The 15,603-nt window shown below is 45.2% G+C and carries 8 protein-coding genes; all 8 read left to right on the top strand.

Annotated features, from left to right (window positions below; translation table 11 throughout):
- The first annotated feature begins 11 nt into the window (after positions 1 to 11).
- The 8 genes from RDN93_RS05210 to RDN93_RS05175 all read left to right on the top strand — a co-directional run bounded on the left by RDN93_RS05210 (position 12) and on the right by RDN93_RS05175 (position 15,596).
- Positions 12 to 3,356 (top strand): PL29 family lyase N-terminal domain-containing protein, encoded by a 3,345-nt coding sequence (locus RDN93_RS05210; RefSeq protein ID WP_308744514.1) that lies wholly within the window; start codon positions 12 to 14, stop codon positions 3,354 to 3,356.
- Positions 3,357 to 3,386: 30 nt separating this feature from the next.
- On the top strand, positions 3,387 to 5,807 hold the full coding sequence (locus tag RDN93_RS05205) for a PL29 family lyase N-terminal domain-containing protein (protein ID WP_308744513.1): 2,421 nt from the start codon (positions 3,387 to 3,389) through the stop codon (positions 5,805 to 5,807).
- Positions 5,808 to 5,824: 17 nt separating this feature from the next.
- The gene (locus RDN93_RS05200) at positions 5,825 to 6,706 is read left to right on the top strand and encodes a PL29 family lyase N-terminal domain-containing protein (RefSeq protein WP_308744512.1); all 882 of its coding nucleotides are present in this window, start codon (positions 5,825 to 5,827) and stop codon (positions 6,704 to 6,706) included.
- A gap of 19 nt (positions 6,707 to 6,725) precedes the next feature.
- Positions 6,726 to 7,658, top strand: a complete 933-nt coding sequence (locus RDN93_RS05195; protein ID WP_308744511.1) for a glycerophosphodiester phosphodiesterase family protein — start codon at positions 6,726 to 6,728, stop codon at positions 7,656 to 7,658.
- A gap of 172 nt (positions 7,659 to 7,830) precedes the next feature.
- Complete coding sequence (locus RDN93_RS05190; RefSeq protein WP_308744510.1) at positions 7,831 to 8,817, top strand: FecR family protein; 987 nt, start codon at positions 7,831 to 7,833, stop codon at positions 8,815 to 8,817.
- A gap of 23 nt (positions 8,818 to 8,840) precedes the next feature.
- The gene (locus RDN93_RS05185) at positions 8,841 to 12,386 is read left to right on the top strand and encodes a TonB-dependent receptor (RefSeq protein WP_308744509.1); all 3,546 of its coding nucleotides are present in this window, start codon (positions 8,841 to 8,843) and stop codon (positions 12,384 to 12,386) included.
- Between the two features lie 22 nt (positions 12,387 to 12,408).
- Positions 12,409 to 14,160, top strand: a complete 1,752-nt coding sequence (locus RDN93_RS05180) for a RagB/SusD family nutrient uptake outer membrane protein (RefSeq protein WP_308744508.1) — start codon at positions 12,409 to 12,411, stop codon at positions 14,158 to 14,160.
- 104 nt (positions 14,161 to 14,264) lie between these two features.
- Positions 14,265 to 15,596: an MFS transporter gene (locus tag RDN93_RS05175; RefSeq protein ID WP_308744507.1), complete on the top strand. Its 1,332-nt coding sequence runs from the start codon at positions 14,265 to 14,267 to the stop codon at positions 15,594 to 15,596.
- Positions 15,597 to 15,603: the final 7 nt, after the last annotated feature.

Genomic DNA, 15,603 nt, shown 5'->3' with positions numbered 1-15,603 from the left:
ATTTAAAGAACATGAGAAATTTTCTACTTTTATTCTTGTTACTCATGCCCATGTTTGGCAGTTGCTCCGACGATTATAATGACTCGGCTGCATGGAAGGACATCGACGAAATCTATAAGGATCTCGACCAACTGAAAGAGAAACTCAACAACTTGCAACTGCAAGCGAACGCATTGAGTGAAATCATTAAAGGCGGTGCCATCACTTCCGTTACGGAAGCTGCCGATGGCGGCTTTGTCATCTCCTACAAAGGAACTGACAATGTAGAACACAGCTTCACAATCGCCACTTCCGACCAAATGATTTCCAGTCCGATTATCGGAATACAAGAAGAAGCCGGTATTCACTACTGGACTACTACAACAGGAGGGAAAACGTCTTTCCTGCTCGATGCCAACAATCAAAAAATCCCTGTAACAGGCAGTGCCCCGCAAATACAGGTGGACGAAAATGGATACTGGGTAGTAAACGGGAAACAAATTCTGGACAGCGACCGGAAACCTATCAAAGCAGAAGGGAAAACCACTTCACTAATCACAAAAGTAGAAATGAATGATAACGGGACGGCTTCTATTACGTTAGGAAACGGAGAGACATTATCAGTCAGCACGTTCACCTTATTTAATGTAGAATTCAAGAACGGGGAGCAGCCGGCAATCTCTCCTATTATTATAGAAGAAGGAACCAGAAACCTTACGCTGAGTTACAGCATTATCGGTAAAAAAGCAGCGCAAGCATTAATGCTTATAACACGCAGTGACGAGGGGCTGGAAACCAAGTTGAGCAGTACCGATAAAACATTGGCTGCCACTTTTGCCGATAGCTTTGAAGAAGGTGTGACGATGATTATGCTCTACGATGCCGAGGACAATATCCTAATCAAGCCGGTACGTTTTACGCTGCCTGTTGTTGAAAACGGCGGCATTGCCACCGGAACTGATTTCAAGGAATTCATAGATGCTGTCACCAACGGCAACAGTTTACGTAAGTTCAAGAATAAAGAAGGAGATGTAGTACTTCTGAACAGTATTGACATGCAAGGTATCACGCTGACAAGCGGTGCAGGAAGCCCGGTAGCCAGCAATACGACCAAAGCCAATACAAAAGTCGTTTATACAGCCGGAGAACAGACTTTCAACGGCGCATTTGACGGTAAGGGGTTCTCGATTACCAATCTGACCTTTACATATAACCTTGAAGACGGGAATATCGCCCATGGACTGTTCAACGCGCTCGGCAGTTCCGGTATTATCAAAAACCTGACCGTTTCGGGTAACGCCACCATCACAGGTGATGCTCCGCAAGGAGCGGCAATCGGTGGATTAGTAGGGTATTGCGAAGGAAGTATATTAGCCTGCACCAACAAAATCAATATCTCTTTTGAAGGAACAGACGCCGCCAATTTCGGCGTCCGGTTAGGCGGTCTGGCAGGTGTATTATTCGGGAATAAGATAGGCGACACAACGCAGGCAAACGGATGCATCAATGAAGGCATGCTGACTTGCGGAGCAATCGCTAACACAGCTTCCGGCGCCTATTCCGCATTCAATCAGGGCGGCATTGCCGGATATGTGGAAAATGACGAAGCCTATATCGGCTATGCTGTCAATAAAGGTTCCGTCAGTTCACCTTCGGGACGCGGCGGCGGTCTTGTAGGGACTTTGCAAGAAGGGACAATGGAAAATTGTGTCAATGAAGGATTAATCCAGGACGATGTTAACGACGTTTTCACCGGAACAAGCAAACGATACAATGTGAAACGTATCGGTGGACTGGCTGGCGGATTGAACACCGACAAAATAATCAAGAACTGCGTCAACAACGGAGACGTCTTTTCTCAAAACGGAAGCCGTGCAGGTGGATTTGTAGGTCACAATGCCGGATTTGTCCAGTCATGCACAAACAACGGCATCATCTTATCCGATGCAACCGCAGACGGTGCCAACAAGCACGGAGCCGGATGGGCATGCGGTTATAGCGGCACTAAAACCGGTGTGGATTATATTACTGACTGTCACATCGGTGGAAAAGTTGGAGATTACAGCACGTATAAAGAGAACCCGGGCGATGCTTCCGCAGCAACTTACAGCAATGCAGTCCGCCACGGAGCATTCTCCAAAGAAGCCAATAATTTCTCCAATCAGGATGAGGCATATTATGACTGGACGATAACAGAAGACCGTGAGATAGCGTCGGGAATTACATACAAACACTATTCGTTCACCAATTTCAACCAGAATATCTATGCAATCGAGATTGATATGAACAACCCGAAAGTTACATTCGAGACAGTAATGGCAGATGAGATTTGCCCGAACCCTAACGGGAATAATAACTCGAACAATGGAAAGATACTTCGCGAAACGCTTTCCGAGACTTGTGTAAGACGCAGAAATGAGGGAAGAGACATCGTGGTAGGAATCAATACGGGTTTCTTCAATTCCCATGACGGCTTTCCCAGAGGTATGCATATAGAGGAAGGAGAACCGGTGTTCGTCAATAATCCTCATGTGCGTTCCATCCTGACCAATCATGTCTGGGGATTCACCTTCTTTGATAACCGTACTGTCAGCTTCGAAAAGAGAGATTTCACCGGTAAATTCAAAGTCGGAGCCAAAGAATATGAGTATTATTCAGTGAATGATACCATTGTCCGCCTGGGCGGTAAGCCATCTTATGACGCCAATCTCTACACATTCAGGTATGTGAAAGAGCCTCATCCGGGACTGACTAATCCGATAGGCACCAAAGCATTGTTTATAGTAGGCAGAAACGACCAGCCACTGAAAGTTAATTCCGGTGATTTCGATGCTACTGTCACTCAAATCATTGACGGACGAAATGCTATTGTGGAAGCTCCGTACGTGACCGGTAAAAACGAATGGGTATTACAGGTAACAGGAGAGAAAGCGGACGAACTGGCACAAAGCCTGAAAAACGGCGATAAGATAAAAATCAGCGCAGAGCTTAAAATCGGTAGCTCTACCGCTCCCATCAAGGTTCATAATTCCAGTATGTACCGCTTCCTTTACAACGGAGTGTATGCCGCACCACCCAAAAAGGAAGATGCAGAAACAATCAACCCGACCACCAATCTTGGTATGACGCAAGATAAATCAAAGATGATTATTTTCTGTGTAGACGGAAGAACCGATAATGACAGAGGACTCGACTTCTACGAGGCTTACAGAGTTTCCAAGAAACTGGGACTATATGATGTTATCCGCTTTGACGGTGGTGGTTCTACGGTGATGTGGACTTATGAAAATGGTGTCGGCAAAATCATTAATCATGTATCTGATACCAATGGAGAAAGAAGTTGCATGAATTACCTGCATGTCAGAACACTTGAATAACGAATCAAATGAATGTTAATCACTGAATATATGAAAAAGTTAATAGGTATCTCATTATTTATATCCGCCTGCTTCCTGGGAAGCTGCAGTTCCTATGATGACGAACGAATATGGCAGGACCTCAACGATATAGAACAGACGATTGGAGATTATGAGTCTCTGACCCGTACATTGAACGAACAGATGGCTTCATTGTCTGAAGTGTTGGGAAGCTCATTCATTACGCTAATCAGTCAGGATGCTGACGGGAATTATGTCATATCTTACAGTAATGACGGTGGAGAAAACCACACCGTTACCATCGCCACTCAGGACGAAGTGACCAAGCTGCCCATCATCACCGCAAAACAAGATACTGACGGTAAACTCTACTGGGCACAGACGACCGATAAAGGAAAGAACTATACCTTCATCCTCGACGGAGACGGGAAGAAGTTTCCGGTAGGCGGAGTTATACCCAAGGTTCAGATAGACGAAAACGGATACTGGAGTGTAAACGGAACCAGCACCGGCGTACTGGCCAATGATGTAAGCAACCTGTTATTCAAATCCGCCTATATAGACGATAAAACAGGAGAAGCTGTATTCATTCTGGCTGACGGGCAGGAATTGCGGATGACCCTGCAAGAAGCACTCGGCATCCGGTTCAACAGCCCGGTGTACAATGCTGTTACAGATTACGCCACTCCGGTTCATATCCCATACGAAATATATGGAACCCAATCAGAGAATGCCTATGTAGACCTGTTTACCGCTTATAATATGGAAGTAAAAATAGATAAAGCCTCATCCACGCTTACCGCTATCATGAAAGAGGGAGCAACGGAAGGGAATATCCTGCTACTGGCAAGCGCAGGCAATCATACGATACTGAAATCGGTATACTTTACCTACGGAACTGCCATCCTCGACGAACCGCAGTATCAAGGACATATCGGTCCTATCCAACTCAAAGGGACTCAGATGGATATAGAAATGCAGATATCCGCCAATATATCTTATCAGGTCACCACCGAAAATGATTGGATTACTTACAAAGGCACCCGTGCGTTAGTGACAACAACCCACGCTTTCACCATTCTAGCCAACAAGACAGGCGACGAACGTACCGGAAAGATTACCTTCTCCAATTCACTCTACAATATTTCTTCCAGTATCAACGTCATACAGGAAGCGAAAGAAGTGGAAGATAAAGGCGGCATCAGTACTACTGCCGATCTTGTGAACTTTGCCAAAGCCGTAAACAACGGTTCAAGCACTTCGCGCTGGCAGAATGATGCAGGAGAAGTTGTCTTGCTGAACGATATAGATATGGCATCTGTTACAGACTGGACAGCGATAGGTGACGTAGATGCTTCCAACTACACAACAGCAGAACCTTATGTGGCGGTACATCCGTTTACCGGAGTCTTCAACGGTCAGGGATATGCCATTAAAAACCTGAATTGCAGTTCGGATATAACCAACGGAAGATTGTCCTACGGATTATTCGGTTCATTAGAAAATGCGACTGTCAAAAATCTGGTCTTAGGAGATGCAAATACGGCTGTAACCTGGACGATGAGCGGAACAGCACCCAAATATACCATCATCGCACCGCTTGTCTGCTTCGCCAGAAATTCTATAATAGAGGGATGCACCAACTATTATAATATAGACTTTACCGCCGATAATAAATCAGGAGAATTCGTAGCCCTTTCCGGTCTGGCAGGCACAATCATCAATACGACTATCGGAGGAGAATCCAAGACACAGAGTTGTGCCAACAGAGGATTCGTCCGCACCGGTCGTATCAGCAACACAGCCAACGGTGGTACGGGTATGCAGACAGCAGGTATCTGTGCTTTCATGGCAAAGGCAGAAGGCGGCAAGTTGAGTTATTGTACCAATTATGGCGATATCAGCAGTCCGACCGGAAGAACAGGCGGTATTGTAGCCACATTAATGTATGGCAATATATACAACTGCGACAACAGGGGAACCGTTGAAGACGATAAAGTAGGGCAATACGAGGGCAAAGAAATGAGTGTCACTTACAATTATAAGCGTATGGGCGGAATTGTAGGCGGTACGGATGATTTGCGTACGAAACCGGAATGTACAGTGGAATCGTGTACAAACTACGGTAACGTCATCACTCACCTGAGTGTCCGTACAGGAGGTATTATCGGTCACTCCAACATACAGATAATAGGTTGTGTGAACAAGGGAGCAGTACTCGGAGACGTATTCACCGAAGGAAACGGCACCAACAGACACGGACCGGGCTGGCTATGCGGCTATTCGGGAGCTTCCACCGCGATCTGGATTAACTGTAAAGCCTGTGTATGCGGCGGTTATGTAGGCGATTACAGCAAATACAAGGACAACCCGACTTCAGCACCGGACGCAACCAATGAAAATGCATTCTGCCATGCAAACAAGAACTACGATCCTAGTATAAACTTCTAAAAACAAAGGAATAAGATATGAAAAGAATATATATCTTCTGTTCGGTACTCCTTGGCCTTCTGTTAGGCAGTTGCAAGGATTATGACGACTCTGCAATTCAAGACAAGCTCAACGACTTCAAGGAACGAATTGCCGTCCTTCAAGAAAAAGCGGACAAGCTCAACAAAGATATTTCCAAACTGGGATATCTGACAGGAGGCAATGTTATCACTTCTGTCACACAAAATTCCGACGGGCAATATGTCCTTACTTATAAGGACAGCAACAACGAAGAAAAAGCTGTCATTGTAGCAACCCGAGAAGACGTTATCGAAATTCCCGTACTGGGTGTACGTCTCAATAACGAAGACCAGTTGTACTACTGGACAACGACTATCGGCAATGAAACGAACTGGCTCACGGACAATGCCGGCAAGAAAATTCCGGTCTGTGGTTATACCCCCGAAATGGGGGTAAACGCAGACGGTTATTGGACTGTAAATGGCGAAATCCTGAAAGACAGCAAAGGGAATCCGATTACAGCCACAACCGATGAGACCTGCATTTTCAAGAAAATAGCCAAAACCAAGGACGGGTATCTTGAAATCACTTTAGGCAACGGAGAAACACTGACACTGGAAATTTTCAATTCTCTGAATCTTAAACTCAAATCGGATGCTGTTACTACTGTGAGCGACACATCCAAACCATTAAAAATTGAATATGAAGTGACGGGAGAATCGGCAGAGGACGCAATTGTCGCCATTGCCCAGACAGCAAATGTAAAAGCAACGCTTGATAAAGAAACCCGCACCCTTACCGTAACATTTGAAAATAGTTTCGACGAGGGACATCTCATTATCACAGCCTATGAACTGCGCCATCTGGTAATCAGACCACTCTTATTCAAGAAAAATTAATCCTTAAAACGATATAAATATGAAAAGAAGAATCTTCTATGCCGGGCTTTTGACCTTGCTCACCCTAAGTTCTTTTGCCACAAATCCCGTTTCTCCGGAAAAGACATATGCGCAAAAGATTGTAGACGCCATTCACAATCCCAAAAGCAATTATGTGGTAGTAGTTTCTCATCGGGGAGACTGGCGGGATTACCCCGAAAACTCAATTCCTGCCATCGAGTCCATTATACGTATGGGAGTCGACGTAATGGAACTTGACTTGAAGCTGACTGCCGACAGCGTACTCGTCCTCTGCCATGACGGAACGATCGACCGGACTACCACCGGAAAAGGACGGGTAAGTGAAGTGACCTATGACTATATCCAAAGTTGCTACTTGAAAACAGGACACAACTGCCCGACAAAATACAAAATGCCGACCTTAAAAGAGGCATTGGCAGTCTGTAAAGACCGTATTGTAGTCAACATCGACCAGGGATACCAGTATTATGATCTTGTGATGGCTATCACAGAAGAACTGGGTGTAACGGAACAAATCCTGATTAAAGGGAAAAAGCCTGTTGACTTTGTAGAAGCCCAGGCTAAGAAATATAAACATGAGATGATGTATATGCCCATTATTGACATCAACAAACCAAACGGTCAGAAGCTGTTCCAGCAATACATAAGCAAGAAAATCGTTCCTCTGGCCTATGAGGTATGCTGGCAGCGGAATACTCCCGAAGTGGAGAAATGTATGCAAGACATTCTCGCACAAGGCTCCAAAATCTGGGTAAACACCCTTTGGCCTTCGCTCTGTGGCGGTGAAGAAGCAGGTCTGTACGATGATTATGCTTTTGAGCATGGGGCGGAAGTTTACCAGAAAGTGCTCGACTTCGGAACGTCAATCATACAAACAGACCGACCGGAGTTATTAATCAGCTACCTGAAGAAAATCGGACGTCACGATTAATTCTAAAAGATTGTAATACCATCAAGCAGCCCCATAAAAACAAGAACTATGATAAGGTCAGATTAAGAAAACAAATCTATCCCGAATAGAACACCTTATTCGGAAATAATCAACATAATATATTCACTGTTCAAGAAAAAAGATGCATTTTTGTATTTTAAACAGATACGCTATGAAGGTAACCAACGACATATTAAAAGATTATTTCTATGATAAGTGTTCTCACGAGGAAGAAATAGAAATCCAAAAGTGGTTGACAGAAAATGACAATGACCAGGTGGACCAACGTTTCCGTGAGATTATTTCTGAAATTCAAATGGAAGACCGTGAGTTATCTCAAAAAGCCTTTCTGAAATTTCAAGAAGCGACTCATCCCAGACAGGTTCGTACATTACAGCCTAAGTTCCGGCGTACCATTCACCGGATTCAACAGGTGGCCGCCGTCCTTTTCATCCCGCTTTTGCTTTTAGCCGGTTATTTGCTTCTCAACAAGAAAGCGAATACACACTGGAATGATATCACCGTACCCCACGGTATGCATCAGACGCTCACTCTTTCGGATGGCACCAGGCTCCATGTCAATTCAGGCACACGGGTTATCTACCCATCCGAGTTCACAGAAGATAAAAGAGAAATCTTTGTCAGTGGCGAACTCTTTGCCGAAGTGGCCAAGAACCCGGACAAACCTTTTATCATCTCTGCCGGTGACGTTCATGTGCAGGTGCTGGGTACAAAATTCAATCTTCGCGCTTACGGAAACATCGAAACCATAGAAGTCGCACTCGTAGAAGGTTCGGTACTGTTCAAGACTCCCACTCATCCCAATGAGCTTCTGACAAAAGGGGAAATGATTCAGTATAACCGTATTTCACAAAAGATTGTCCGCGATACATTCCTTGCCAATATGTACAAGTGCCCGGCCAAAAACGAAGGATTCTATTTCAGTAATCTTCCCCTTAGTGACATTGTGAAGGAACTGGAATATTATTTCGATACCAGAATCATCATATTAGATCAAAAGTTAGCCGATAGTAACTATATCGCTTACTTCACTAACGGGGAAACTCTCGATGAGATTCTATCCAATCTCAATACAGACGGACAAATGTCCATAACCCGAAGTCAAGGAGTAATCATGATTACCTCTGCGACTCAATAAAATCAGCAGTAGTGTAACCTAATATGAAGCAAACTAATATTTATAGAAAATATATATCAACAATCTGGTTTGCTTGTGTGATGATCATTTTCTCTCAACCCGTTCTAGCACAAGACATAACCCTACAATTACAGAATGTTACAGTAAAAGAAGCGATAGAAGCCTTACATAAAACAAAGAATTATTCAGTTGTAATCAGGTCATCCGAAGTCAACATGAGTAATAAAGTGTCTGTCAATGCCAGAAACGCTACCATCAATACAATTTTGGACCAAATATTCGTGGGACAAAATGTCAGTTACACCATTAACGGGCATAGTATCATTATCAGCAAAAAGGCGGGAACAGCCCAGCAAAAGCCCGGTGAGAAAAAGAAACAACAGACAATCGCCGGCATTGTTTATGACGAAGAAGGTAATCCTGTCATCGGTGCTTCCGTGATTATCAAGGAAACCGCACAGGGAGGTATCACCGACCTGGACGGTAAATTCTCTTTGGAAGCCTTCATCCCTTCTACAATAGAAGTATCGTACGTAGGATACGAGAAAGCTACTGTACACGCAAAAGACGGGCAAACGAAAACCATCCGGTTGATACCTTCCAGTCTGATGATTGACGAAGTGGTCGTGGTAGGTTACGGCAGCCAGCGCAGAAGTAACCTGACAGGTGCGGTATCAACGATTTCCAGCAAAGACTTGAACAATCGTCCGGTAGTATCGGCCGCCAACGCCTTGCAGGGAGCCGACCCGGCTGTAAATCTGACTTTCGGTACCGGTTCTCCCGAATCGGGCTATTCTTTGAACATTCGTGGAGGCATTTCCGTAAACGGCGGCTCTCCGCTAGTGCTTTGTGATGGCGTAGAAGTTCCCTTGAATCAGGTGAACGCCAATGATATCGAGTCTATTTCAGTACTTAAAGATGCTTCATCCTGTGCTATCTACGGAGCAAAGGCTTCAGCAGGTGTCGTGCTTATCACAACCAAATCGGGCAGTGCGGCAGCGAAAGGGAAAGCAAAAATAAGTTATAACGGCCGTTTCGGATGGACGCAGAATACAACATCTACCGACTTTATCCGTACAGGATACGATTATGTCACATTCGCCAATAAATTCTACAATGCATACAACGGGGTTAATATGTATCTGTACGAAGATGAAGAACTTCAGAAACTTTATGACCGCCGGAACGATATGACCGAAAATCCGGAACGCCCATGGGTAGAAATCGGAGACGACGGTAAGTACTATTATTATGGTAATACCGACTGGTACGGCTATTTTTACAACCGTACCCGTCCGCAAATGGAACATAATGTTTCCATTACCGGTGGCGGTGAGAAAGTTAATTACTACATCAGCGGACGTTATTACCAGCAGTATGGTATGTTCAACATTGACAAGGACCTTTACAAGGACTACTCTTTCCGTGCCAAGATGGACGCCCAACTGAACAAATGGATTAAATGGTCGACAAACGTCGGGCTGGACAATAACAATTATAAATATAACGGAACGTCCAATTACGCCATGACCATTGCCCGCCTGGAGTCGAATATCAGTCCGTCATTCGTACCCTTCAATCCAGATGGCAGCATCGTGCAATATACCAACCAACTTTACGCCAACTCTCCTCTCGGAGCCGGTGACGGTGGATATCTGACGTCCCAAAGAGGGCACAATACGAAATCAAGAACACTGTTGTCCGTAGTCAACCAAATAGACCTGACTTTGCTGGAAGGACTTACACTGACCGCCAACTATAGCTATCAGCAAAGAAAGCAACTATACCGATACCGGAACAATACATTCGATTATTCACGCAGCCAGGGAGTAACGCAGACCTTTACTTCCGGAAGTATTTTCAACAACTACGAAGAAGATGAATCTTTTCCGGTCACCCATATGCTGAATTATTATATAACTTATGAACATACATGGGCCAAAAAGCATAATTTCAAAGCAGTGGCAGGAAGCCAGTATGAGACCTACCGGAATGTCAATAAAGACACGTCCATGACTAATTTATCCAATGATAACCTGGACTCATTTTCCGCCGTAACTCCCGAGAGTGTACTTACCGTGTCACAGGATATCAACGCTTACAAAACCCTTGGTTTCTTCGGACGTGTCAACTATGACTACATGGGTAAATACTTGCTTGAAGTTTCATGCCGTGCCGACGGTTCTTCCCGGTTTGCACAAGGCGACAGATGGGGTGTGTTCCCTTCCATATCAGCAGGTTGGAGAATCTCGGAAGAAAAATTCTTCAAGCCGGTAAGCGATTGGTGGAGTAGCCTCAAACTGCGTGCATCTGTAGGTAGCTTGGGAAACCAACAAGTAGATTATTATGCCTACCTGCAAACCATTACTTCCGATAACCAGTTCAATTATACTTTCGACGGGGAAGGCAAAGCATATTACGCAAAAATATCCAACCCGATCTCTTCCGGCCTGACATGGGAAACAGTTACCACCTATAACATCGGAGTTGATATGTCATTCCTGAACAACCGATTAAACGTGAATGCCGACTATTATGTTCGTAAAACAACCGATATGTTAACAACCTCGTTAACTCTGCCCGATGTGTATGGCGCTTCCACCCCGAAAGCCAACTGTGCAGACTTACGGACAAACGGCTGGGAACTATCCGTTTCCTGGAACGACTCGTTCAAAGTAGCCAACAAGCCTTTCAGATATGGGATACAAGCGACATTGGGAGATTACCAGCGTACCATCACCAAATACAATAATCCCGACAAACTGATTTCCGACCACTATGTAGGCAAGAAGATGGGGGAAATCTGGGGATATCATGTCGACGGATTATTCAAAACAGATAAAGAAGCCGCGGAATATCAGGCCAAAATTAATGATAAAGCCGTCAACGGGCGTGTTTACAGTAGCAAAGTGGACGGTTATCTGCGTGCAGGCGACGTGCGCTTTGCCGACCTGAATGGTGATAACGTGATTGGAGCCGGAGCCGGAACAGTAGATGATCCGGGGGACAAACGTATTATCGGAAATACAACTCCTAGATACAATTACTCTTTCCGCCTGAATGCAAGCTGGAGTGGTATTGACGTATCCGCCTTTTTCCAGGGAATCGGGAAAAGAGACTGGTATCCACCCCATAACTCGACATCACAAGGAGCCAACTCCTTCTGGGGCCCTTACTCCTTCCCTTCCACCTCATTTGTAGAAAAGTCATTTCCGGATGACTGCTGGACAGAAGATAACAGGAACGCTTTCTTCCCACGTATCAGAGGATATCAGTCCTATTCGGGAGGTTCACTCGGCACAGTCAACGACCGGTATATACAAAACATAGCTTATCTGCGTTTCAAGAACCTCTCCATCGGATACACCTTGCCTGTCAGCAAACGTATCTTCGAAAAAGTTCGCATTTACGTGTCGGGAGAGAATCTATACTATTGGTCGCCTCTGAAGAAGCACAATAAAACGATTGACCCGGAGTTAGCTATCTCCAGCAGTACCTATCAGAATAATACAGGTTCGGGGTATGCTTATCCACGCGTTTACACAGTGGGAGTAGATATTACTTTTTAATTAATGACTAATCAGATATAGTATGAAAGCTATCAACAAAATAATAATTTTGGGAATGGTCACCGCACTATTCAGTAGTTGTGACTTAACCCTTCTGCCCGAAAACGCAGTGACACCGGAGAATTACTTTAAAAATAAATCTGATCTGGAGTTGTGGACAAACCAGTTTTATACATTATTGGACGAACCGGATGCCGCAGCAGGAACGAATGCCGATGACATGATTGACAAAGGGATGGGGCAAGTAATCGAAGGCACCCGCTCGGCTGCCAGCGAAACCGGATGGTCGTGGTCGAAACTCCGCCATATCAATTACTTCCTGCAACATTCTTCCAACTGCGACGACGAGACAGCCCGTGACCAATATAACGGTGTGGCACAGTTCTTCAGAGCTTATTTCTACTTTGTAAAAGTACGCCGTTATGGAGACGTGCCCTGGTATGATCAAGTATTGGGTTCGGAAGACCAGGAATTGCTGACTAAGGCCAGAGACTCCCGTGAGTTCGTCATGGACCAGGTTCTCAAAGATTTTGAAGATGCCGCTGCCAACTTACCAGTCAAGAGTACGGAAACCCGAAACACAAGAGTCACCAAATGGGCAGCGCTGGCATTTGCCAGTCAGGCGGCACTTTACGAGGGAACGTACCGGAAATATCACGGTCTGGACAATTATGAGAAATACCTGGAAATTGCCGCAAGCACTGCCAAACGATTTATTGACGAAAGTGGGTTCAGCCTGTATAAAGAGGGAACGGAACCTTATCGGGATATGTTTTGCGCAGACAATGCCAAAACAACGGAAGTCGTACTGGCAAGAGCCTACAACTTTGAGGGGCTGCAACTGTCACATTCCGTACAATTCAGTATTGCCAACCTGCAAATGGGATTTACCCGCCGATTCATGAATCACTATCTGATGGCGGACGGTACACGTTTCACAGATAAGCCGGGTTATGAAACGATGTTTTATACAGACGAGGTGAAAGACCGTGACCCGCGTCTGCAACAGACCGTACTTTGCCCGAACTACATACAGAAAGGGGAAACGACTGTCACCGCCAACGACCTGACCGCCTACTGCGGTTACAGACCTATTAAATTTGTAAGTACCAAAGACCACGACGGAGCAGCTAAAGGTACATCCGACTGGCCTCTGATGCGGGCAGCGGAAGTTTATCTGAACTATGCGGAGGCCAAAGCCGAATTGGGCACACTAAAACAGGAAGACCTGGATATCTCCATCAATAAAATTCGTGAACGGGCAAAAATGGACGATCTCATTCTGGCAGACGCCAACAACAATCCCGATCCTTACCTAGCAGCCTGTTACCCCAACGTCGACCAGGGAGCAAACAAAGGTGTCATACTTGAAATCCGCCGGGAACGTACCGTTGAATTGGTTATGGAAGGACTCAGACAATGGGATTTGTTCCGTTGGAAAGAAGCAAAGCAAATGTTCAACCAATATGTTCCTTACCACGGTATCTATATTCCCGGTGTCGGAACCTATGATATGGACGGTGACGGCACACCTGACCTGGAAATCTACGAAACAACAGCCACTTCACAATGTGACAACAAGAAGAAACTGGACAAAGACATTTTTCTATCCGAGGGAACGTCCGGCTATATTGTCGGATTCCCCAAAGTCACTTACGGCAAAGACTGGAAAGAAGAAAGGGATTACCTATGGCCGATACCTGCTGACCAACGTGTACTGACACAAGGCGTTCTCACCCAAAATCCAGGCTGGGAAGATGGTTTAAGCTACTAATCAAAAGACAAATAAGATTTTTCAGAAGAAGGTGTATCGAGCGGTTTCGATGCACCTTCCCTCATAACTATTGCCTTTTCCGGGCAAACAACACCCTAATTATCATGTTAAAAAGAATCATAAATTTCTATCGTATCAGCAGCCCCGCTCCCATCTTACAGGAAAATTCTCATAAACTCAAGAAACTGCAATGGGCTACCTTTTTATCCGCTCTTGCCGGATATGGCATTTATTATGTGTGCCGCCTCAGCCTGAATGTAATCAAAAAGCCCATTGTCGACGAGGGGATTTTCTCGGAGACTGAACTAGGCATTATCGGCGCAGTGCTATTCTTTACTTATGCAATAGGGAAATTCACCAATGGTTTTCTGGCAGACCGCAGCAACATCCGACATTTTATGTCCACCGGGCTTTTGGTGACTGCCTTGGTCAATCTTTGTTTAGGTTTCGCCCATTCGTTTATATTATTCGCAATCCTGTGGGGAATCAGCGGTTGGTTTCAGTCGATGGGAGCCGCTTCATGTGTCGTCGGACTCTCACGCTGGTTCAGTGATAAAAAGCGAGGGTCGTTTTATGGATTCTGGTCTGCCAGCCACAACATCGGCGAAGCTATGACGTTTATAATCATAGCATCTATTGTCAGCGTACTCGGATGGAGATACGGATTCTTCGGAGCGGGAATCATCGGCCTTATCGGAGCTTTAGTTGTATGGAACTTTTTTCATGACACACCCGAAAGCGAAGGGATTCCTCCGGTCAATCATCCGAAACAGAAAGTAGAAGACGCCATAAATCAGTCCGATTTCAACAAAGCACAACGGCAAGCATTAAGTATGCCCGCAATATGGATATTGGCCTTATCCAGCGCACTCATGTATATCAGCCGTTATGCAGTCAACAGTTGGGGAGTATTCTATTTGGAAGCGCAAAAAGGATATTCTACTTTAGACGCAAGTTTTATCATTTCCATCAGTTCTGTTTGCGGAGTTATCGGCACCATGTTTTCCGGTGTCATTTCGGACAAGTTCTTCGGTGGGCGCCGCAATATGCCTGCACTAATCTTCGGGCTTATGAACGTAGCCGCCCTCTGTTTGTTCCTTCTCGTTCCCGGTGTACACTTCTGGCTGGATGTAGCAGCAATGGTTCTGTTTGGAACAGCTATCGGTGTACTGCTCTGTTTTCTCGGCGGGCTGATGGCTGTCGATATTGCACCACGTAATGCATCGGGAGCCGCCTTGGGAATTGTGGGAGTTGCCAGTTACATTGGTGCCGGCATACAGGATATCATGAGCGGTATTCTTATCGAAGGACATAAAAGTATCATTGACGGTAAGGAAATCTACGATTTTTCTTACATCAACATCTTCTGGATTGGCGCTGCATTACTCTCCGTCTTTTTCGCATTGTTGGTTTGGAATGTGAAAACAAAGGATTAACGAAGCT

Source organism: uncultured Bacteroides sp., assembly GCF_902491285.1.
In the GTDB taxonomy this organism is placed as follows: Bacteria; Bacteroidota; Bacteroidia; order Bacteroidales; family Bacteroidaceae; genus Bacteroides.
The sequence above is the reverse complement of the archived record's forward strand: the minus strand, read 5'-3'. Positions and strand labels throughout refer to the sequence as shown.

Bases quoted from the DNA above. Each gene is read 5' to 3' on its own strand.
- RDN93_RS05210 (WP_308744514.1), top strand. From the start codon at position 12: ATGAGAAATTTTCTACTTTTATTCTTGTTACTCATGCCCATGTTTGGC.
- RDN93_RS05175 (WP_308744507.1), top strand. From the start codon at position 14,265: ATGTTAAAAAGAATCATAAATTTCTATCGTATCAGCAGCCCCGCTCCC.
- RDN93_RS05190 (WP_308744510.1), top strand. From the start codon at position 7,831: ATGAAGGTAACCAACGACATATTAAAAGATTATTTCTATGATAAGTGT.
- RDN93_RS05195 (WP_308744511.1), top strand. From the start codon at position 6,726: ATGAAAAGAAGAATCTTCTATGCCGGGCTTTTGACCTTGCTCACCCTA.
- RDN93_RS05200 (WP_308744512.1), top strand. From the start codon at position 5,825: ATGAAAAGAATATATATCTTCTGTTCGGTACTCCTTGGCCTTCTGTTA.
- RDN93_RS05205 (WP_308744513.1), top strand. From the start codon at position 3,387: ATGAAAAAGTTAATAGGTATCTCATTATTTATATCCGCCTGCTTCCTG.
- RDN93_RS05180 (WP_308744508.1), top strand. From the start codon at position 12,409: ATGAAAGCTATCAACAAAATAATAATTTTGGGAATGGTCACCGCACTA.
- RDN93_RS05185 (WP_308744509.1), top strand. From the start codon at position 8,841: ATGAAGCAAACTAATATTTATAGAAAATATATATCAACAATCTGGTTT.